1 protein-coding gene is annotated in these 22814 nt (G+C 72.0%); it reads right to left on the reverse strand.

Translation table 11 applies throughout. The features are described 5' to 3' along the window. Nucleotides 1-4: 4 nt before the first annotated feature. Complete coding sequence (locus tag G4D85_RS33795; RefSeq protein ID WP_164018189.1) at nt 5-22783, reverse strand: non-ribosomal peptide synthetase; 22779 nt, start codon at nt 22781-22783, stop codon at nt 5-7. Nucleotides 22784-22814 lie beyond the last annotated feature (31 nt).

Below are 22814 nucleotides of genomic sequence, written 5' to 3' on the forward strand. Positions count from 1 at the left end.
GGGCTCAGCCTGGCCGGCGCCGGGATTCGGTGTCGCTCGCGTGGGTCCGGGCACGTTCCAGCAGCGCGGCCAGGGCCGTCGCGAGTCGCTCCACGTAGGGAGCGCTCAAGAGGGAGTGGTGGTCTCCGGGCATCGTCAGGACGTCCACGTGCTCGGCCAGCGTGTCCCAGCCTCGCGCGGGGCCATGCTCGTCCAGGCCCTGAGTGTCCGCGCCCAGCAGCAGTGTGACGGTGCCGGCCTGTGGCTTCAGGGTGTGCGCGTGGAGCGCGCCCAGGTTGGCGGTGAAGACGCGCTCCAGCGCGGCCCGCTGCTCCGGGGACAGGCCCACGGCCTGCGCGGGCTCCGCGTCGAAGAGGCCCGCCAGCGCCGAGGCGTCTGGCAGCGGCTCGCCCTTGGCGTAGGAGGTGGGGCTCGGCTCGATGAGTGCCACCACGTCCACCTCCTCGCCGCGCAGGCGTAGCACGCGCGCCATCTCGAATGCGATGACCGCGCCGAGCGACCAGCCTCCCAGCCGGTACGGGCCGTGCGGCTGCACGGTGCGGAGGGCCTCGATGTAGAAGTAGGCCATCTCCAGGATGGACTCCAGCGGAGGCTCCGCGCCGTCCAGGCCCTGCGCCTCCAGCCCGTAGAGGGGCTGCCGGGGACCGAGCTGACGCGCCAGCTCCGCGAAGCCGAGGACACCGCCGCCCACCGGGTGCACGAGGAAGAACGGCGGCAGGTCTCCGCCCGGCTGGATGGGGACCAGTGGAATCCACGGCGCGGGCTCGCGCCGGGCGAGGGCGGCGAGCTGCTCCACCGTGGAGGCCTGGAACAGCGCCGCCAGGGGCAGCGTGCGTCCGGTCCGCTCGCGGAGCAGGCCCATGAGGCGCACCGCGAGCAGCGAGTGGCCGCCGAGCGTGAAGAAGTCGTCGTGGATGCCCACCGAGCGCGCTCCCAGCACCTCCTCGAACAGCCGCGCCACGGCCAGCTCCAGCGAGTCGCGCGGGGCGACGTGCGCCACGCCCGAGCCTTCCTGCCTCGGCGCCGGCAGCGCCCTCCGGTTCACCTTGCCGTTCGGCGTCAGCGGCAGCGCCTCCAGGACGACGAAGGCCGACGGCACCATGTACTCGGGCAGCCGCTCCTTGAGGAACGTGCGCAGGGCCGTGGCGTCCGCCGCGGCTTCCGTGCCCGTGGGGACCAGGTACGCCACGAGGCGCTTGTCGCCCGGAGCGTCCTCTCGCACCACCACCACCGTGTCGGCCACGCCCGGGTGAGCGCGCAGGGCGGACTCGACTTCTCCCAGCTCGATGCGGAAGCCGCGCACCTTCACCTGGAAGTCGATGCGGCCGAGGAAGTCCAGCGTGCCATTCGCGCGCCGGCGCACCCGGTCTCCCGTCCTGTACATGCGGGCGCCCGACCCGGCGTGGAACGGGTCCAGCATGAAGCGCTCGGACGTCAGCTCCGGGCGGTCCAGGTAGCCGCGCACCACGCCCTCGCCAGCGATGAACAGCTCACCGGGCACGCCCACCGGCACCGGCAGCAGGTGCTCGTCCAGGACGTAGAGCCGCGTGTTGGCGATGGGCCGACCGATGGAGACGGTGGCCGGCAAGTCGTCGCACATCACCGTGTACGTGGACGACCAGACCGTCGTCTCCGTCGGGCCGTACATGTTGGTGAGCGCCGCCGAGGGCAGGGCGGAGCGGAGCTGGCGCGCCAGCGAGCCGGGCAGCGCCTCGCCGCCGACGAGCAGGTGCTCCAGCGCGCCCAGGCCCGCCACCGTCTCCGGCGCCAGCACCAGCGAGCGCGCGAAGGACGGCGTGCACTGCAAGTGCGTCACGGCGTGGCGCCCCAGCAACTCCGGCAGCGTCGGAGCCGAGCCCATGCGTGCCGCCGCGTGCTCGTCATGCAGCACCACCTGGTAGCCGCGGCACAGCGTCCAGAGCAGCTCGAGGACGTGGATGTCGAAGGAGATGCTGGTGACGGCCAGCCACACGCCCGGCGTGCTGCTGCCCAGCAGCGCGTCCATGCCCGTGAAGAAGTTGGACACGGTGCGGTGGGGAACCACGACACCCTTGGGCCGCCCCGTGCTGCCGGACGTGTAGATGACGTAGGCGGCGTCATCCGGCGAAGCCTTCACGGTGTTGGTCCTGGCGCGCGAGCGGCTGGCGTCATCCTTCGGCCCGTCGAGGTGCACCACATGCCCGCCGTAGCCGGCGAAGGTGCCCGACAGGTGGTGCTGCGTGAGGAGCACCGTAGCTCCCGAGTCCTCCAGCATCAGCGCCAGGCGCTCCGCCGGGTACACCGGGTCCAGGGGCAGGTAGGCGCCGCCCGCTTCGAGGATCGCGAGCATGGCGACGACCATGTCCACGGAGCGCTCGACGGACACGCCGACCCGCACATCCGGGCCCACACCGAGCGTCCGCAGCCGCCGGGCCAGGCGATCCACCTTCTGGCGCAAGCCGGCGTACGTCACCCTCGACTCGCCGGACATCAGCGCCACCGCGCGGGGCGTGCGCTCCGCCTGCGCCGCGAACAGCTCGTGGATGCAGGACTCGCGGGCGTACTCCGTCTCCGTTGCGTTCCAGTCCATCAGGACCTGACGGCGCTCCGTCTCGCCCAGGAGGGCCAGCTCGGACACGCGCTGCCCCGGGTCTCCGGCCAGCCCCTCCAGCAGCTTCTGGAAGTGTCCGGCCATGCGGTGGATGGTGGCGGCCTCGAAGAGGTCCACGTCGTAGTTGAAGCCGGCCTCCAGCCCGTCCGCCGTCTCCTGCATGGCGACGGAGAGGTCGAACTTCGACGTGCCGTTGTCGAGCGTCCGCTGGCTCACCGACACCCCCGGCAGCGCGGACTCGCCCATGGGGGCGTTCTGGAGGACGAACATCACCTGGAAGAGCGGCTGGCGGGACAGGTCGCGCGTGGGCTCAAGCTCCTCGACCAGCTTCTCGAAGGGGATGTCCTGGTGCGCGTAGGCGCCCAGGGTGGACTCCTTCACGCGAGACAGCAGCTCACGGAAGGTCGGCGCGCCCTCCAGGCTGGTGCGCAGCACCAGCGTGTTGATGAACATGCCGAGCAGCGGCTCCAGCTCCTGCGTGCGGCGGCCCGCGATGGGCGTGCCGACCGCCAGGTCCTTCTGGCCGGAGTAGCGGCTGAGCAGCGCCTGGAAGCCCGCGAGCAGCACCATGAACAGCGTGGCGCCCTCCTGGCGGCCCAGGGCGCGGAGCGAGTCGCTGAGCTCCCGAGGCAGCTTGAACTCCACCGTGGCGCCCTGCTGGCGGCGCACGGCGGGACGGGGGAAGTCGGTGGGAAGCTCCAGCGGCTCCAGGCCGGCGAGCTGCTGGCGCCACCAGGAGCGCTGCGCGTCGAGCACCTCGCCCTGGAGCCAGCCGCGTTGCCACACGGCGTAGTCCGCGTACTGCAGCGGCAGCGTGGGCAGCGGCGACGGCTGGCCCTCCTTGAAGGCCGCGTAGAGCGCGCCCAGCTCGCGCACCAGCACGCCCACGGACCAGCCGTCCGAGACGATGTGGTGCATGTTGAGCAGGAGCACATGCTCGCTGGCGCCCAGCTTCAGCAGCGAGGCCCGGAGCAGCGGACCGTCCGTGAGGGAGAACGGCTGGCGTGCTTCGTCCTGGCCGCGGCGCTGCACCTCGGCGCGAGCCTCCGCGTCCGGCAGGGAGGACAGGTCCTCCAGCGGCAGCGTGAAGCGGGCGGGCGGGTGGATGACCTGGACGGGCTGTCCGTCCGCGCCCATGGCGAAGGTGGTGCGGAGCACCTCATGGCGGTGCACCACCGTCTCGAACGCGCGGCGCAGCGCTTCGACGTCCACCGTGCCGGAGAGGCCCAGCGCCACCGGGATGTTGTAGGTCGCATCACCGGGGAGGAGCTGCTCCAGGACCCAGAGGCGCTGCTGCGCGAAGGACAGCGGGAGCGGCTGCTCGCGCGAGGTCTCCACCAGCGGCGGGAGCTGCGGGCCCTTCGTCAGGCCCAGGGCCTCGATGCGCTCCGCGAGCTGACCGGCCGTGCTGGCCTCGAAGAGGGCACGGAGGGGCAGCTCGACGCCCAGGCTGGCGCGGATGCGGGACACCACGCGCGTGGCCAGCAGGGAGTGCCCGCCGAGCGCGAAGAAGTCGTCGTTGAGCCCCACGGCGGGCAGGCCCAGCACCTCCGCGAACGCATCGGCCAGGAGCTGCTGGACGGGCGTGTGGGCGGCATTGCCGGCCTCGGTGGCGGTGCCGGCCTGCGTGGTGGTCGGCGCGGGCAGCGCCTTGCGGTCCACCTTGCCGTTCGGCGACAGGGGCAGCGCGTCCAGGACCACGAGGGCCGAGGGCACCATGTGTTCCGGCAGCTTCTGCTGGAGGAAGGTCCGGATGGAGGCGGTCAGCGCCGCGGGCTCTCCACCGTGTGCCGTCGCCGCCGCGACTACGTACCCGACGAGGCGCTTGTCACCCGGGGAGTCCTCGCGTGCAACCACCACCGCCTCGCGGACGCCCTCGTGCTGGCAGAGGACGGTCTCCACCTCTCCCGGCTCCACGCGGAAGCCACGCACCTTCACCTGGAAGTCGACGCGGCCGAGGTACTCCAGCGTGCCGTCCTCCTTCCAGCGCACGCGGTCTCCGGTGCGGTACATGCGCTCGCCGTCCGCGGAGTGGAACGGGTCATCGAGGAAGCGCTCGGCGGTCAGGTCCGGGCGGCCCAGGTAGCCTCGGGCCACGCCGGCGCCGCCGATGAACAGCTCTCCGGGGACGCCCACCGGCACCGGCTGCCGCTGCTCGTCCAGGACGTAGAGCCGCGTGTTGCCAATGGGGCGGCCGATGGTGGCCGGCCCGTCCGCCCGGCGCAGGGCGTAGGTGGAGTACGTCGTCGTCTCGGACGGACCGTAGAGGTCGTAGACCTTCCACACGCCGGGCTGCGCGTAGAGCTGGCGCACCAGGGACGTGGGCAGCGGCTCGCCGGCCAGGTTCACCACGCGGACGCTCTCGGGCAGCGGGCCCGAGCGCAGCAGCTCCGCCATGACGGACGGCACCGTGTTCACCAGCGTGACGCGGTTGGCCGCAGGCAGCGTGTGCAGGGCCAGGGCGTTCTCCGCCATCACCACCGTGCCACCCGTGGTCAGCGGGAGGAACAGCTCGAAGACGGAGAGGTCGAAGTTGATGGACGTCGCGGCCAGCGTGCCGGTGAGCACCTCGGGCGGGAACACCGTGCGGGCCCAGGCCAGGAAGGCCACCGCGTTGCGGTGCTCAATCGCCACGGCCTTGGGCCGGCCCGTCGAGCCCGACGTGTAGATGAGGTACGCGAGCTGGTGGCTGGAGACGACCGGCAGCGCGGCGGACGGCACGGCCAGGCCGGAGCCCACCTCGTCCGAGTCCACACAGAGCACCCGCGCGGAGTGCTCCGGCAGGACGGACGCGAGCGACGCGCGGGTCAGCAGGAGCCGGGCCCCCGAGTCCTCCAGGATGAAGCCCAGCCGCTGGCGCGGGTAGGCCGGATCCAGCGGAACGTACAGGCCGCCCGCCTTGAGGATGGCCAGGAGCGAGACGACGAGGTCGATTCCGCGCTCCAGGCACACGCCCACCGGCGTCTCCGCACCCACGCCGAGCACGGCCAGCACTCCGGCGAGGTGGGTGGCGCGCTGCTCGAGCTGCGCGAAGGTGAGCGACTCCTCTCCGGAGATGAGGGCGACGGCGTCCGGCGTGCGCGCGGCCTGCTGCTCGAAGAGGGAGGCGAGCGAGGCGTCGCGCGGATGCTCCAGGTCCGTGGCGTTCCAGTCGACGAGGACGCGCTGGCGCTCCTCGGCGCTCATCATCGTCACGTCCGCGAGCGTTTGCGTGGTGGGGGCCACCAGGGACACGAGTGCGCGGCCCCACTGCTCCAGGACGCGCTGGAGGCTCTCGCGCTCGAAGCGCGGCTCCTCGTAGGTGAGCTGCAGCTTCGTGGTGCGGCCCGGGAGCACGGTGGCGGTGAGGGGGTAGTGCGTGTGGTCTCCGCCCTCCACGTCCTTCAGCGACATGGCGCTGGTGCGCTGCTCCATCGACTCGTCGATGGGGTAGTTCTCGAAGACCAGCAGGGACTCGAACAGCGTGGTGCCACGTGGCACGGAGGACAGCGTCTGGACGTGGACGAGCGGGGTGTGCTCGTGGTTGCGCGTCTGCTGCTGTTGCTCGCGGAGCGCTTGCAGCCACGTGGCCACGGGGGTGGTCGTCACCGGCACGTGGATGCGCACGGGCACGGTGTTGATGAGCAGGCCCACCATGAGCTCGGCGCCGGGAAGCTCGGGCGGACGGCCGGCCACGGTGTTGCCGAAGACCACGTCCGGCTCGCCAGCATGGCGCGAGAGAACAAAGCCCCAGGCGGCCATGGTCAGCGTGGACAGCGTGAGCTGGTGCTGGCGCGCGAAGGCCTGGAGCGCGGCGGACTGCTGCTGCGTGAGAGGAAGCTCCAGCGTGTGCTGCCGGGCCTGGGTTCCAGCCGGAGGCGTGGCGTGGGTGTCCGCGGGCAGCGGCGTGGGAGCACTGAAGCCCTGGAGCGTGGTGCACCAGAAGGCGTCATCCGCCGCCGTGTCCCGGCGCTGGAGCCAGGCGATGTAGTCGCGGTACAGCGGCCGCGCCGGCAGCTTCGGCGCGCGCCCGGAGGCGAAGGCGTCGAAGAGGGTGAAGACGTCCTGGAGGATGGGGCTGAGGCTCCAGCCGTCCAGGAGCAGGTGGTGGTGGCTCCACAGGAAGCGCCACGTGTCGTCCGCCAGGCGCACCGCCGTCATGCGCATCAGCGGGGCATTGCGAAGGTCGAAGCCCCGGCGACGGTCCTCCGCCTGGAGCTCCGCGAAGCGGGCCTTCTGCTCGGCTGCGGGCACGGTGCGCCAGTCGAGCTGCGCCCACGGCAGCTCCGCGTGCGCGTGCACCACCTGGAGCGGAGCGTCGAGTCCCTCCCAGGCGAAGCCCGTGCGGAGGATGGGCGTGCGGTCGATGAGCGCCTGCCAGGCCCGGCGGAAGTGCGCCACGTCCATGGTGCCACTGGCCGTCCAGGCGAGCTGCTCGAAGTAGGCGCCGGACTCCGGGGACAGCAGCGTGTGGAAGAGCAGGCCCTGCTGGAGCGGGGACAGCGGGTAGAGGTCCTCCACGCTGGAGCCGTACCGCTGGAGCAGCGAGTCGAGCGCGGGCGGGGTGAGCGAGGCGAGCGGGAAGTCCGCCGTGCCGAGCCGCTTCGCGTCGTCGGAGTGGCTCTCGGTGATGAGGGCGCGCAGGTGCTTGAGGAAGCGCTTCGCCAGCGCCTCGATGGTGGGCTTGCGGTGCAGGTTCTCGCTGTAGGCGAACACGAGCTGCAGGCGCCCGCCGAGCACGGAGCCGCTGACCTCCAGCGGGTGCATGCGGAGCGCCTCGGGCGGCACTTCCGCGCCCGCGGGCTCGTTGGCGAACGAGAGCAGGGCCGCGGTGTCAGAGGACGCGTCGAGCTGTCCCAGGTAGTTGAAGGCCACCGGCGGCGTGGGCAGCGCACGGAGGGGCGCGCTGAGCTCGTCGGGCCCCAACGACTTGAGGATGCCGAAGCCGACACCGTGATGGGGGATGTGGCGCAGGGACTCGCGCACCGCGCGCAGGTTGTCGCCCGCCGTCCCGCCGCGAGGCAGGGACAGGTGCACCGGGTAGATGGAGGTGAACCAGCCCACCGTGCGGGACAGGTCCACGCCGTCGATGAGCGAGTCCTCGCGGCCGTGGCCTTCCAGGTCGAGCCAGATGTGGCCCTGGTCCGTCCAGTCCGACAGAGCCTGCGCCAGGGCCGTGAGCAGCACGTCCTGGAGGTTGCTGCGCCAGGCCGTGGGCACCTCGCGCTGCAAGGCACGGGTCTCTTCCGTGTCCAGCGTGAAGGTGACGGTGCGGGCGGAGGCGTAGGTGTTCGGGCCGGAGCTGTCCGTGGGCAGCGGCGCCGGGGGCGTGGCCGCATGACGGAGCCACCCCTGGGCCTCCTTCTTCATCGCGTCCGATTGGGCGTACTGCTGGAGCTTCTGCGCCCAGGTCTGGAAGGAGGTCGTCTTGGGAGGCAGGGCGGGCTGACCGCCTTGGAGCAGGCGCTGGTAGGTCGTCTGGAGGTCCTCCAGCAGCACGCGCCAGGAGACGGCGTCCACGACGATGTGGTGCACGCAGATGAGCAGCCGCTGGGTGGAGCCCAGGTTGAAGAGGGCCGCGCACAGCAGCGGTGGCTGGCTCAGGTCGAAGGACGCCTGGAGGCGCGTGCCATGGGCTTCCAGCTCCCGACGCTGCTCCTCGGCCGGGAGCGCGGAGAGGTCATGGTGCTCCAGGCGCAGGGGGGCCTCGTCGATGGAGGCGTTGTCCTGAGCCCAGGCGCCGTCGTCCTGCTGACGGAAGCGCAGGCGCAGGGCGTCGTGGTGGGCGAGCAGTGCACGCAGGGCCTTGTCCAGCACGTCCAGGTGCAGCGGCTGGTGGGCGGCCAGCAGCAGCGACTGGTTGAAGTGGTGCGGGTGGCTGGCCTGATGCTCCAGGAAGTAGCGCTGCACGGGCGTCAGCGGCACGGGGCCGGTGACGGGCCCCTGGTCGATGGTGGCCAGAGCGGAAGCGGAGCGTGCGGCGACGGCCAGTTCCGCCACCGTCTGGTGCTGGAAGAGGTGACGCGCGGTGAGGGGGAAGCCGGCCTGACGCGAGCGGGAGACGACGAGCAGGCTGAGGATGGAGTCGCCACCCAGGGCGAAGAAGTTGTCGTGGACGCCCACGCGAGGCAGGCGCAGCACGGCGGCCCAGATGTCGGCCAGTCGCTGCTCCACCTCGTCTCGCGGCGCCGCGTACTCGCCCTGCGGGAGCTGGTGCGAGGCGTCCGGCGCCGGCAGCGCCTTCTTGTCCAGCTTGCCCGTCACGGAGAGGGGCAGGGCCTTCAGGACGACGAAGGCCGAGGGCACCATGTACTCGGGCAGCCGCTGCTTGAGCGCGGTGCGCAGGGGCGCCAGGTCCAGCTCCGGGGCCGCCGCGTCCTGGGACACGGGCGGCTTCGGGACGACGTAGGCGACGAGGCGCTTGTCGCCGGGGGCGTCCTCTCGCACCAGCACCACCGCCTCATGGACGGTCGGCTGGTCGAGCAGGGCGGCTTCAATCTCCCCGAGCTCGATGCGCAGGCCGCGCAGCTTCACCTGGAAGTCGATGCGGCCCAGGTACTCCAGCTGGCCGTCCTCGCGCCAGCGCACTCGGTCTCCCGAGCGGTAGAGGCGCGCTTCGGGCTCGGTGCTGAACGGGTCTGGGATGAAGCGCTCGGCGGTCAGCTCCGGGCGGTCCAGGTAGCCCCGGGCCACGCCCACGCCGCCGATGTACAGATCGCCCGGCACGCCCACGGGCTGCGGACGCAGCGCCGCATCCAGGACATACAGGCGCGTGTTGGGAATCGCGCGGCCGATGCTAAGGCGCTCCGGGTCCATGGAGCCCTTCGTCATCGTCGCGACGATGGTGACTTCCGTCGGTCCGTACGCGTTGAGGAACGTGCGGCCCTGGACCCAGCTCCGCGCCAGCGCGGGCGGGCAGGCCTCGCCTCCCGACGCCACTGTGCGCAGCTCGGGCAGCGCCTCCGGCTGGAGCGTGGCCAGCGCGGTAGGCGTCGCCAGCAGCACTGAGATGTGCTGCTGCGCCAGGGTCGTCTGGAGCGGCTCACCCGGCAGGAGCTGCTCGCGCTGGGCGAGGACGAGCGTGGCCCCGGACAGCAGCGCGGAGAAGACCTCCCACACCGAGGCGTCGAACGCCGGGGACGCGAGCTGCAGGGCTCGCTGACCGGGCTCGATGCGCAGGCCCTGGATGATGGCCAGCGCCGTGTTCACGAGGCCGCGGTGGTGCAGCAGCGTGCCCTTGGGCCGGCCCGTGCTACCCGAGGTGTAGATGACGTACGCGAGGCGCTCCGGCCCGACGCTCACGGCAGGCGGCGCCTCCGGCAGGCGGGACAGGAGCTCGGCCTCCTCGTCCAGGCACAGCACCTTCGCGCCGTGGGCCGGCAGGCGGTCCACCAGCGCCCGGTGCGTCAGCAGCACCTGCGCGTGAGAGTCCTCCAGGTAGTACGCGAGCCGCTCGGGCGGGTGCGCGGGGTCCAGCGGCAGGAAGGCGCCACCGGCCTCCAGCGTGGCGAGCATCGCCACCACCAGATCCGGGCTGCCTCGCTCCAGGCACAGGGCCACGCGGCCCTCGGCACCCAGGCCCAGGGCCTCCAGCCGGTACGCGAGCTGACGCGCGCGTCCCTGGAGCTGGCGGAACGTGAGCACCGTGTCCCCGGCGATGAGGGCGGGGGCCTCCGGTGTGCGCTCCACCTGCTGGTGGAACACGTGCTGCACGCTGGCTTCCGAGGGGAACGCCACATCGGTGGCGTTCCACTCCACCACGACGCGGTGCCGCTCCTCGGCGTCCATCATCGTCACGTCCGCGAGGCTCTGCGTCTCCGGAGCCGCGAGGGACAGGAGCGCCAGACGCCACTGGTCCAGCACCCGGCCCATGCTGTCACGGGTGAAGCGCGGCTCCTCGAAGGTGAGGCGCAGGCGCAGCTTCTGGCCCGGGAGGATGGTGGCGGTGATGGGATAGTTGGTGCGCTCCACGCCCTCCACGTCTCGCACCGCCATGGCCGACGTGCGCTGCGTGAGCGAGTCGTCGATGGGGTAGTTCTCGAAGACGAGCAGGGACTCGAACAGCGGCGTGCCGCGCGGCACCGGCGCCAGCGACTGGATGTGCACCAGCGGCGTGTGCTCGTGGTTGCGCGACTGCTGGTACTGCGTCTGGAGCGCCTGCAGCCACGTGGCCACCGGGGTGGTCCCAGCCGGGAGCGGGATGCGCACCGGCAGCGTGTTGATGAGCAGGCCCACCATGGCCTCGGCGCCGGGAAGCTCGGGCGGACGGCCGGCCACCGTGTTGCCGAAGACCACGTCCTGCTCCCCGCTGTGCCGGCCGAGGACGAAGCCCCAGGCAGCCATCATCAGCGTGGACAGCGTGAGCTGGTGCTGACGCGCGAAGGCCTGGAGCGCGTTCGACTGCTCCACCGTGAGCGCCACCTCCAGCATGTGCTGGGCCGCGTGCTGGCCCTCGGGAGGCGTGACGTGCGTGTCGGCTGGAAGCGGCGTGGGCGAGCTGAAGCCCTGGAGCGCCGAGCGCCAGAAGGCGTCATCCGCCTCCGTGTCCCGACGCTGGAGCCAGGCGATGTAGTCGCGGTACGGCGGACGCGTCGGGAGCTTCGGCTCACGGCCCGAGGCGACGGCGTCGAACAGGACGAACACGTCCTGGAGCACCGGGCTGAGGCTCCAGCCGTCCAGGAGCAGGTGGTGGTGGCTCCACAGGAAGCGCCAGGTGTCCTCGGCCAGGCGCACCGCGGTCATCCGCATCAGCGGGGCCTTGCGCAGGTCGAAGCCCCGGGCCCGGTCGTCCAGGAGGAGCTGGGCGAAGCGGGCCTTCTGCTCGGCGGCGGGCACGGTGCGCCAGTCGAGCTGCGCCCACGGCAGCTCCGCGTGCGAGTGCACCACCTGGAGCGGCGACTCGAGGTCGGCCCAGGCGAAGCTCGTGCGAAGGATGGGCGTGCGGTCCACGAGGCCCTGCCACGCCTGACGGAAGTGCTCGACCGCCATGGCGCCGCTGACCGTCCAGGCGAGCTGCTCGAAGTAGACGCCGGACTCAGGGGACAGGACGGTGTGGAAGAGAAGGCCCTGCTGGAGCGGGGACAGCGGGTAGAGGTCCTCGACGGCCGGGCCCTGCTGCTGGAGCAGGGTGTCGAGCACGGGCTGCGTGAGCGAGGCGAGCGGGAAGTCCGCGGTGCCCAGGCGCTTCGCGTCGTCGGAGCGGCTCGTGGTGATGAGGGTGCGCAGGTGCGCGAGGAAGCCCTTGGCCAGGGCCTCGATGGTGGTCTGCTCGTGCAGATTCTCGCTGTAGATGAAGAGGAGGCTCAGGCGCCCGTCCAGCACCGAGCCGTTGACCTCCAGCGGGTGCATGCGCAGGGCGTCCGCCGCGAACTGGGCACCGGACGGCTCGTTGGCCAGGGAGAGGATGGCGTTGGCATCCGAGGACGCGTCGAGCTGGCCCAGGTAGTTGAAGGCCACCTGCGGCGCGGGCAGGGCGCGGAGTGGAGCACTGAGCTCGTCGGGGCCGAGCCACTTGAGGATGCTGTGGCCGACACCGTGGTGGGGGATGTGGCGCAGGGACTCGCGCACCGCGCGCAGCCCGTCACCCGCCGTGCCGTTCCGGGGCATGGGCAGGAGCACCGGGTAGATGGCCGTGAGCCAGCCCACCGTGCGGGACAGGTCCGCGCCGTCGATGAGCGAGTCCTCACGGCCGTGGCCTTCGAGGTTCACCCACACGTCATGCCGACCCGTCCAGTCCGCCAGGGAGCGGGCCAGGGCCGTGAGCAGCACGTCCTGGAGGTTGCTGCGCCAGGCCGTGGGCACCTCGCGTAGCAGCGCGCGGGTCTCCTCGGTATCGAGGGCGAGCGTCACCGTCCGGGCGGACCCGAAGGTGTTGGGGCCGTTCCGGTCGGTGGGCAGGGGCGCCGGAGGGGTGTCGACGTGGCGCAGCCACCCCTGGGCCTCCTTCTTCATCGCGTCCGAGAGGGCGTACTGCTGGAGCTTCTGGGCCCAGGTCTGGAAGGACGTCGTCTTGGGCGGCAGCGCGGGCTGACCGCCTTGCAGCAGGCGCTGATAGGTCGTCTGGAGGTCCTCCAGCAGCACGCGCCAGGAGACGGCATCCACGACGATGTGGTGCACGCAGATGAGCAGCCGCTGGGTGGAGCCCAGGTTGAAGAGGGCCGCGCACAGCAGCGGCGACTGGCTCAGGTCGAAGGACGCCTGGAGACGGGTGGCGTGGGCCTCCATGACGTTGAGCCGCTCCGCCTCGGAGAGCGCGGAGAGGTCATGGTGCTCCAGGCGCAGGGGGGCCTCGTCGATGGAGGCGTTGTCCTGAACCCAGGAGCCGTCGTCCTGCTGGCGGAAGCGCAGGCGCAGGGCATCGTGGTGGGCGAGCAGGGCGCGCAGGGCCTTGTCCAGCACGTCCAGGTGCAGCGGCTGGTGAGCGGCCAGCAGCAGCGACTGGTTGAAGTGGTGCGGGTGGCTGGCCTGGTGCTGCAGGAAGTAGCGCTGCACGGGCGTCAGCGGCACGGGGCCGGTGACGGGCCCCTGGTCGATGGTGGCCAGGGCGGAAGCGGAGCGTGCGGCGACGGCCAATTCCGCCACCGTCTGGTGCTGGAAGAGGTGACGCGCGGTGAGGGGGAAGCCGGCCTGACGCGAGCGGGAGACGACGAGCAGGCTGAGGATGGAGTCGCCACCCAGGGCGAAGAAGTTGTCGTGGATGCCCACGCGAGGCAGGCGCAGCACGGCGGCCCAGATGTCGGCCAGCCGCTGCTCCACCTCGTCACGGGGCGCGGTGTACTCGCCCTGCGGCACCTGCGCCGCATCCGGCGTGGGCAGGGCCTTCCGGTCCACCTTGCCGTTGGGCGACAGCGGCAGCACGTCCAGGAGGACGAAGGCTGCGGGCACCATGTACTCGGGCAGCTTCTGCTTGAGGTACGTGCGCAGGGCCGCGGTGTCCACCGTGGCCGCATGTCCCTCCTGCGGTGACACCGGGACGACGTAGGCAACGAGGCGCTTGTTGCCGGGCACGTCCTCGCGGGCCATGACAACCGCCTCTCGGACGCCTTCATGCGTGCGGAGCGCGGCCTCGACCTCTCCGGGTTCGATTCGGAAGCCGCGCACCTTCACCTGGAAGTCGACGCGGCCGAGGAAGTCCACCGTGCCGTCCGCCAGCCACCGCGCGCGGTCGCCGGTGCGGTACATGCGGGCGCCCGGCTCGATGCTGAACGGGTCCGGGATGAACTTCTCCGCCGACAGCTCCGGCCGGTGCAGGTAGCCGTGCGCGAGGCCATCGCCCGCGCAGAACAGCTCGCCGGGCACGCCCACCGGGACGGGGTGCAGCGTATCGTCGAGGATGTAGACGCGCGTGTTGGCGATGGGGCCTCCCAGCGGCGCGGCGGCGCCGAGGCGCGACTCGCGGGTCATCCGGTGGCAGGTCGTGAAGGTGGTGTTCTCCGTGGGGCCATACGCATTGACGAACACGAACCCGTCCGGCAGCCGCGCCAGGTGCTCGCGCACGCGGGCCACCGGCAGGGTGTCTCCTCCGGCCAGCACCTGCGACACGCGGGCCAGAGCCTCCGGCTGGTGGAGCGTCATCTGCTCGAACAGCGCCGCGGTCAGCCACATCGTGGTGAGCGAGTACCGATCGCTGAGGGACGCGAGGTCCTCCAGCGACAGGGAGTGGGGAGGCGCCAGGGCCAGCCGCGCGCCGTGCAGCAGCGCGCCCCAGATCTCCAGCGTGGAGGCGTCGAACGTGACGGGCGCGGCAAGCATCATCCGCTCCTCCGGCCCGAAGCGCATGAAGGTGCTCCCGAGCACCAGGCGCGACACGCCCCGGTGCGGCACCAGCACGCCCTTGGGCCGGCCCGTGGAGCCGGAGGTGAACATGACGTAGGCAGTGCTGCCGCCATGCGTGGCCACGGGGGGCGGCGTCACCGGGATGGACGCGGCCTCGGCGGGCAGCGCGTCCATGCAGAGCGTGGTGGCGAAGCGGCCAGCGAAGGCGGACTCCAGCTTGCGCTGCGTCACCAGCACGGGCGCCTGGATGTCCTCCAGCATCGAGTTGAGCCGCTCGGCCGGATAGGACGCGTCCAGCGGGACGTAGAAGCCACCCGCCTTGAGGATGGCGAGGTGGGCGACGATGAGCTCCACCCCGCGCTCCAGGCAGAAGCAGACCGGAGTCTCCTCCTGCACGCCCAGGCCCCGCAGCAGCCTCGCGAGCTGGTTGGCGCGCTGCTCCAGTTCCAGGTACGTGATGGTCGTCTCTTCCGAGACGAGCGCCACGGCGTTCGGGGTGAGGGCCACCTGGCGCTCGAACAGCGAGGAGAGCGAGGCGTCACGCGGGTAGTCGACGGCGGTGGCGTTCCAGTCCGACACGAGCTGGCGCCGCTCTCGCTCGGCCAGCAGGGGCAGCTCGGCCACCCGCTGGTCCGCGGAAGTCACCACGCCTTCGAGCAGCCGCCCGAAGTGCTCCACCATCCGCTCCAGGGTCGCCGCCTCGAAGAGGTCCGCGTCGTAGTTGAACGTGCCCTCGAGCCCGTCCGCGGTCTCCTGCAGCGACACGGTGAGGTCGAACTTGGACGTGCCGTTGTCCACCTCCTGGAGGCGCACGGAGACGTCGGGCAGCTCGGGGGCGCTGGCGGGCGCGTTCTGCAGGGCGAACATCACCTGGAAGAGGGGCTGGCGGGACAAGTCGCGCGTGGGCTCCAGCGCCTCCACCAGCTTCTCGAAGGGAATGTCCTGGTGGGCGTAGGCGCCCAGGGTGGACTCCTTCACGCGGGCGAGGAGCTCGCGGAAGGTGGGGTTGCCCTCCAGGCTGGCGCGCAGCACCAGCGAGTTGATGAACATGCCGAGCAGCGACTCCAGCTCCTGCGTGCGGCGGCCGGCGATGGGCGTGCCCACCGCCACGTCCTTCTGGCCGGAGTAGCGGCTGAGCAGGACCTGGAAGCCGGCCACCAGCACCATGAACAGCGTGGCGCCTTCCTGCCGCGCCAGGGACTTGAGCCCATCCGCCACGGCCCTGGGGAACCGCGCGGCCACCGTGGCGCCGCGCTGGCGGCGGACGGCCGGACGGGGGAAGTCGGTGGGCAGCTCCAGCGGCTCCAGGCCGGCGAGCTGCTGGCGCCACCAGGAGAGCTGCGTGTCCAGCACCTCGCCCTGGAGCCAGCCGCGCTGCCACACGGCGTAGTCCGCGTACTGCACGGGCAGCTCCGGCAGTGGCGACGGCTGGCCGGCGTGGAAGGCCACGTAGAGCGTTCCCAGCTCGCGCACCAGCACGCCCACGGACCAGCCGTCGGAGATGCTGTGGTGCGTGTTGAGCAGGAGCACGTGCTCGCGCTCGCCCAGCTTCAGCAGGGACGTGCGCAGCAGCGGGCCGTCAGCGAGGGAGAAGGGCCGGCGCGCCTCGTCCATGGCCCGGCGCTGCACCTCCTCGCGAGCCTCAACGTCAGGCCGCGAGGACAGGTCCTCGAGGGCCAGCTCGAAGCGCGCGGGCGGGTGGATGACCTGCACGGGCTGGCCCGCGTCGGGGCCGGCGGCGAAGGTGGTGCGCAGCACCTCGTGGCGGTGCACCAGGGCCTCGAAGGCGCGGCGCAGCGACTCGGCGTCCAGCGTGCCGGTGAGCCACAGGGCCACGGGCATGTTGTACGTGGCGTCGCCCGGCATGAGCTGGTCCACGAACCACAGGCGCTGCTGGGCGAAGGACAGCGGCAGGGGCTGCTCGCGCGAGGCGCGCTCCAGCGGCGGGAGCCGCGTGCCCGTGAGGCCGAGCGACTCGATGCGCTCCGCGAGTCGTCCCGGAGTGCTGGCCTCGAAGAGCAGGCGCAGGGGGAGTTCGAAGCCCAGGCTGGAGCGGATGCGCGACACCACGCGCGTGGCCAGCAGCGAGTGGCCACCCAGCGCGAAGAAGTCATCGCCCAGGCCCACCGCCGGCAGGCCCAGCACCTGGGCAAAGGCGTCCGCCACCAGCTGCTGCACCGGCGTGCTCGGAGCGTCTCCGCCGGCCACGGTGGTGGCGGCATGCTCGCCCGTCGGCGCGGGGAGCGCCTTGCGGTCCACCTTGCCGTTCGCGTTGAGCGGCCAGGCGGGGAGGGTGACGAAGGCGGCCGGCAGCATGTACTCCGGCAGCGTCCGCACCAGGTGCTCTCGGAGCTCCGCGGGCATGGGCTGCTGCCCCTCCGCCGCCACCAGGTACGCCACCAGCTTGCGGTCGCCGTGCTCGTCGCGCACCAGCACCACCGCCTCCGTCACGCCGGGGTGCGCCTGGAGCGCCGTTTCAATCTCCCCCAGCTCGATGCGGAAGCCGCGCAGCTTCACCTGGTGGTCCACACGGCCGATGAACTCGATGGCGCCGCTGGCGCGCAGGCGCACCAGGTCACCCGTGCGGTACAGCCTCGCGCCCGGCACCGTGGAGAACGGGTCCGAGACGAACTTCTCCGCCGTCAGCTCCGGGCGCTCGTGGTAGCCACGGGCCACGCCGTCGCCGCCGAGGTAGAGCTCGCCCACCACGCCCCTCGGAACCGGCCGAAGGGCCGCGTCCAGCACGTAGCCCGTGGTGTTCGCGATGGGACGGCCAATGGGGATGCTCCGCGCCCCCGCGTCCACGGACTCCACGCGGTGCCACGTGGCGAACGTGGTGGTCTCCGTCGGGCCGTACACGTGGAGCAGGCGCTGCGGCGGGCCCGCCTCCAGCAGCCGGCGCACCGCCTCCGGGTCGCTCGCCTCGCCGCCGAAGAGCACCTGCTTCGCCGTGGCGAAGCCCTCCGGGTACTCGCGGGCCATCCGGTTGAAGAGGGCCGTCGTGACGAACAGCGTGGTGACGCCGCCGTCGCGCAGCGCCTTCGCGAGGTCCGCGGGCACCAGCGACGTGTCGCGCGGCACCAGCACCAGCCTGGCGCCGCAGAGCAGCGCGCCCCAGACCTCGAAGGTGGCCGCGTCGAAGGACGTGTTGGACAGCTGCGCCACCCGGTCCTCGGGCGTCAGCCGCACGTAGTCCGTCTCCATCACCAGCCGGAGGATGGCCTGGTGGTGCACGGCCACGCCCTTGGGCCGCCCCGTGGAGCCGGACGTGTAGATGATGTACGCCAGCCCGTCCGGGGTGACGTGCGAGCGCACGCGCTGGTGGCTCATCGCCCCCAGCACCGGCCGCTCCGTGTCCAGGTTCAGCAGGAGGATGCCGGGCGCGTCCAGGCCCTCACCCAGCGTGCCGTGCGTCAGGAGGATGGGCACACCGCTGTCGGCCAGCATGTACGCGAGCCGCTCGGCCGGGTGCGCCGGATCCAACGGCACGTACGCGCCGCCCGCCTTGAGGATGGCGAGCATCGCCACCACCAGGTCCACCGAGCGCTCCAGGCACACGCCCACGCGCACCTCGGGCCCCACACGCATGTCCACCAGCCGGCGCGCGAGCTGGTTCGCCCGCTGCTCCAGCTCGGCGTACGTCACCTCCACGTCGCCCGCCACCACCGCCACCGCGGACGGCGTGCGGTCCGCCTGCGCCTCGAAGAGCGCGTGCACGCTGGCGTCCGCCGGGTACAGGGTGGAGGTGGCGTTCCAGTCCACCAGCACCTCGCGCAGCTCCGCGTCCGTCATCAGCTCCAGCGTGTCCACGCGCTGCTGGGGCGCGCGGCAGATGCCCTCCAACAGCCGCTGGTAGTGAGCGACGAGCCGCTCCATCGTCGCGGCCTCGAACAGGTCCGCGTCGTAGTTGAGGTAGCCGCCCAGCCCCTGGGCCGTCTCCATCAGGGACAGCGTGAAGTCGAACTTGGAAGTGCCGTTGTCGATCTCCTGTAGGCGCACCGAGAGGCCCGGGAGCGCCGGGTCGCCCATGGGCGCGTTCTGCAGGGCGAACATCACCTGGAAGAGGGGCTGACGGGACAGGTCGCGCGTGGGCTCCAGCGCCTCCACCAGCTTCTCGAACGGGATGTCCTGGTGCGCGAAGGCCCCGAGCGTCATGTCCTTCACGCGCGACAGCAGCGTCCGGAACGTGGGCCGGTCCTCCATGCGCGCGCGCAGCACCAGCGTGTTCACGAACACACCGAGCAGCGACTCCAGCTCCTGGCTGCCACGCCCTGCTATGGGCGTACCCACCGTCACGTCCTGCTGCCCGGAGTACCGGGCGAGCAGCACCTGGAAGCCGGCGACCAGCACCATGAAGAGCGTGGCGCCCTCCTGGCGGGCCAGCTTCTGGAGGTCGTCGGCGAGCGCCTTCGGGAAGGCCACGCCCACCATGCCGCCGCGCTGGCGGCGCACGGCGGGACGCGCGAAGTCCGTGGGCAGCTCCAGCGGCGTGAGGCCCTGGAGCTGCTCCTTCCACCACGCGAGCTGCGTGTCGAGCACCTCCCCCTGGAGCCAGTCACGCTGCCATACGGCGTAGTCCGCGTACTGCACCGCCAGCTCCGGCAGCGGCGAGGGACGCTCGGCCTGGAAGGCCCCGTAGAGCATGGCCAGCTCGCGCACCAGCACGCCCACGGACCAGCCGTCGGAGATGCTGTGCTGCATGTTGATGCGCAGCACGTGCTCCTCGGTGCCCAGCTTCAGCAGCGAGGCGCGGAGCAGCGGGCCCTGGGAGAGGGAGAAGGGCTGGCGCGCGTCCTCCTGGCAGAGACGGAGGGCCTCGGCGCGGGACTCCTCCGTGGACTCGGTGGAGACCTCCACCACGGGCAGCTCGAAGCGCGAGGGCGCGTGGATGAGCTGCGCGGGCACACCGCGCGTGACGGTGAAGGTGGTGCGGAGTACCTCGTGGCGGCGCACCAGCTCCTCGAAGGCGCGGCGCAGCGACTCCACGTCCAGGGCGCCGGACAGCCAGAGCGCGGCGGGGATGTTGTACGCGGCATCCCCGGGGATGAGCTGATCCACGAACCACAGGCGCTGCTGTGCGAAGGACAGCGGCAGCGAGCCCTCGCGCGAAGCTCGGACCAGCGCCGGGAGCCGGACCTGGGTGGCCGCGGCTTGCAGGTGCCGGGCGAGCATGGCGACGGTGGGCGCCTCGAAGAGGCCGCGCAGGGCCAGGGTGATGCCCAGGCTGGAGCGAATGCGCGACACCACGCGCGTGGCCAGCAGGGAGTGCCCGCCGAGCGCGAAGAAGTCATCATTCACGCCCACGCGCGGCAGGCTCAGCACCTCCGCGAAGGCGTCCGCGAGGAGCTGCTCCACGGGCGTGCGCGGGGCCTCGGCCGGGTCCGCGGACACCAGCTGGGGCGCGGCCGGCGCGGGCAGCGCCTTCCGGTCCAGCTTGCCCGTCGGGGACAGGGGCAGGGCGCCCAGGACGACGAAGGCCGAGGGCACCATGTACTCGGGCAGCCGCTGCTTGAGCGCGGCCCGCAGGGGCGCCAGGTCCAGGTCGGGAGTCGCGTCCTCCACGACCAGAGACGCGGACGACTTCGGGACGACGTAGGCGACGAGGCGCGGATCGCCCGAGGCGTCCTCGCGCACCAGCACCACCGCCTCGTGGACGGAGGGCTGGTCGAGCAGGGCGGCCTCAATCTCCCCCAGCTCGATGCGCAGGCCGCGCAGCTTCACCTGGAAGTCGATGCGGCCCAGGTACTCCAGCTCGCCGTCCGGCAGCCAGCGCGCCCGGTCTCCCGTGCGATACAGCCGGGCCCGGGGCTCGGTGCTGAACGGGTCCGTGAGGAAGCGCTCCGCGGTCAACTCCGGGCGGTTCAGGTAGCCGAGCGCCACGCCCACGCCGCCGATGTACAGCTCGCCCGGCACGCCCACGGGCAGCGGGCGCAGGCCCGCGTCCAGGACGTACAGTCGCGTGTTGGCGAACGGCCGGCCGATGGTGATGCGCTCCGGGTCCACCGGGCCCGGCGTCACCGAGGCGCACACCGTCGTCTCCGTCGGGCCGTACGCATTCAGCAGCAGGCGGCCCTCGCCCCAGCGGCGCGCCAGCGTGGGCGGCAGGGCCTCACCGGCGGAGGCCACCGTGCGCAGCGCGGGCAGACTCTCCGGCTGGAGCCGCGAGAGCACCGTGGGCGTGGACGTCACCGTGGTGATGCGCTGCGAGGCCAGCAGGGCCTGCAGCTCCTCGCCCGGCATCAGCTGCTCGCGCGGGGCCAGCACCAGCGTGGCGCCGGACAGCAGCACGGAGAAGACCTCCCACACCGACGCGTCGAAGGCCGGCGACGCGAGCTGGAGCGCGCGCTCCCCGGGCGCCAGGCGCAGGCTTCGCGCCGCCGCCAGCGCCGTGTTCACCAGGCCGCGGTGGTGCAGCAGCGTGCCCTTGGGCCGGCCCGTGCTGCCGGACGTGTAGATGACGTACGCCAGGTCGTCCGGCGACAGGGCAGGGTGCTCCGCCTCCAGCAGGTCCATCCGGGAGACGCTGTACGCCAGCGCATCCGGCGTCAGGGGGAGGATGGACGCCTGGCCCGACGGAACTTCGTCCGCCACGTCCAGGCACACGCTCAGGGCCTCGTGCTCCGGGAGCCGCTCCAGGATGGCGCTGTGGGTCAGCAACACCTGTGCGGCCGAGTCCTGGAGCAGGTACGCCAGGCGCTCCGGCGGGTGCGCCGGATCCAACGGGAGGAACGCGCCTCCCGCCTCCAGGGTGGCGAGCATGGCGACCACGAGGTCGAAGCCGCCACGCTCCACGCACACCGCCACGCGGCTGTCCGCGCCCACGCCGAGTGAGCGCAGGTGCCCGCCGAGCTGGCGCATCCGCGCCTGGAGCTGGCGGTAGGTGAGGGACTCTTCACCGGAGACGAGGGCGAGGGCGTCCGGCGTGCGCTCCACCTGCTCGTGGAAGACGTGGTGCGCCACCGGGTCCGGGGGCAGCGCCACGGAGGAGTCGTTCCACTCCACCAGCAGCCGGCGGCGCTCGTCCTCGCCCATCAGCGGCAGCTCGGACAGCCGGGCGGACGGGTTGCGGACGATGCCCTCCAGCAGCCGCCGCAGGTGCGTCACCATGCGCGCCGCCGTCTCCGGCGTGAACAGGTCCGCCGCGTACCGCAGGGCGCCCATCATGTCGTAGCCCGTGTCCACCAGGTGCAGGTGCACGTCGAGCTGGCCGTCCTGCTGCGCGAAGAAGGGCACCGGCTCGCCCGGCAGCGAGGAGCCCGCGCCCAGCCCGGGCAGGCGCAGCATGGCGTCCACGGAGATGCCCGCCTCGATGAACTGCGGGCGGCTCGAGTCCGGCTTCATCCCCAGCCGCTCGGACAGCCGGTGGAAGGGGAAGTCCTGGTGCTCCAGCGCTCCCAGCACCTTCCGGTACAGGCGATCCTGCAGCTCGCTGAAGGTGGGGTCCCCCTCCAGGTCGCCGCGCATCACCACGAAGTTGACCAGGTACCCGGACAGCCGCTGGTGGTCCGGCTGCGTGCGGCCCGACATGGGCGTGCCCACCATGATGTCGGTGCGCCCGGTGTAGCGGTGCAGCAGCGTCTGCCACGCCGCCAGCATCACCGCGAAAATGGTCTTGCCCTCGGTGCGCGCCAGCGCCCGGAGGCTGGCGGCCAGCTCCGGGCCGAAGCTCAGCTCATGCACCGCGCCCCGGAACGTCCACACCGGCGGGCGGGAGAAGTCCGCCGGCAGCTCCAGCGGCTGCGCTCCGCCCTGGAGTTCGCGCAGCCAGTACTCCTCCATCTTCAGCCCACGCGCGCCCGCGAGCATCTCCTTCTGCTGGCGCACATAGCCCGCGTAGTCCGTCGGCAGCGGGGCGAGCCGCGCGGACTCGCCGCCCGTCTCTTCGCGATAGAGTTGCTGGAGCTCCTCCAGCAGCATGGCCATGGACCACAGGTCGGTGGCGATGTGGTGGACGACGAGCAGCAGGACATGGTCCTGAGGCCCGACGGAGAAGATGTCCAGCCGCGCCACGGGGCCCTGCTGGAGGTCGAACGGGCGCAGGTAGCTGCGCCGCATATGGACGAAGAGCTCCGGGTCCGTCACGCCGGGCACGTCGTGCTGCTCCAGCGCCACGCCCTGCCGCTCGTTGACCCGCTGGCGCGGGCCCTCGGCCGTCGTCTCGTACGTCGTCCGCAGCACGGCGTGACGGGCGGCCAGCCGCGCCAGGGTGCGCTCCATGGCCTTCAGGTCCACGGTGGCGTTGACGCGGATGGGTAGCGCCACGTTGTACGCGGCGCTCTCCGGCGCGAGCTGGTACAGGAACCACAGCCCCCACTGGTTCTCCGAGAGCGGAAACAGGGTGTTCGAGGACACCGACCCCTGCTGCTTCAGGAGGAGCGCCAGCTGCTGACGCTGCTCCGGAGACAGCGCCGCCAACCTATCCTTCAACGAGCCTTGCATGTCCGCGTCTCTCTCTGGATGCACTTCAGGC

It is taken from the genome of Pyxidicoccus trucidator (assembly GCF_010894435.1).
Taxonomy (GTDB): Bacteria; Myxococcota; Myxococcia; order Myxococcales; family Myxococcaceae; genus Myxococcus; species Myxococcus trucidator.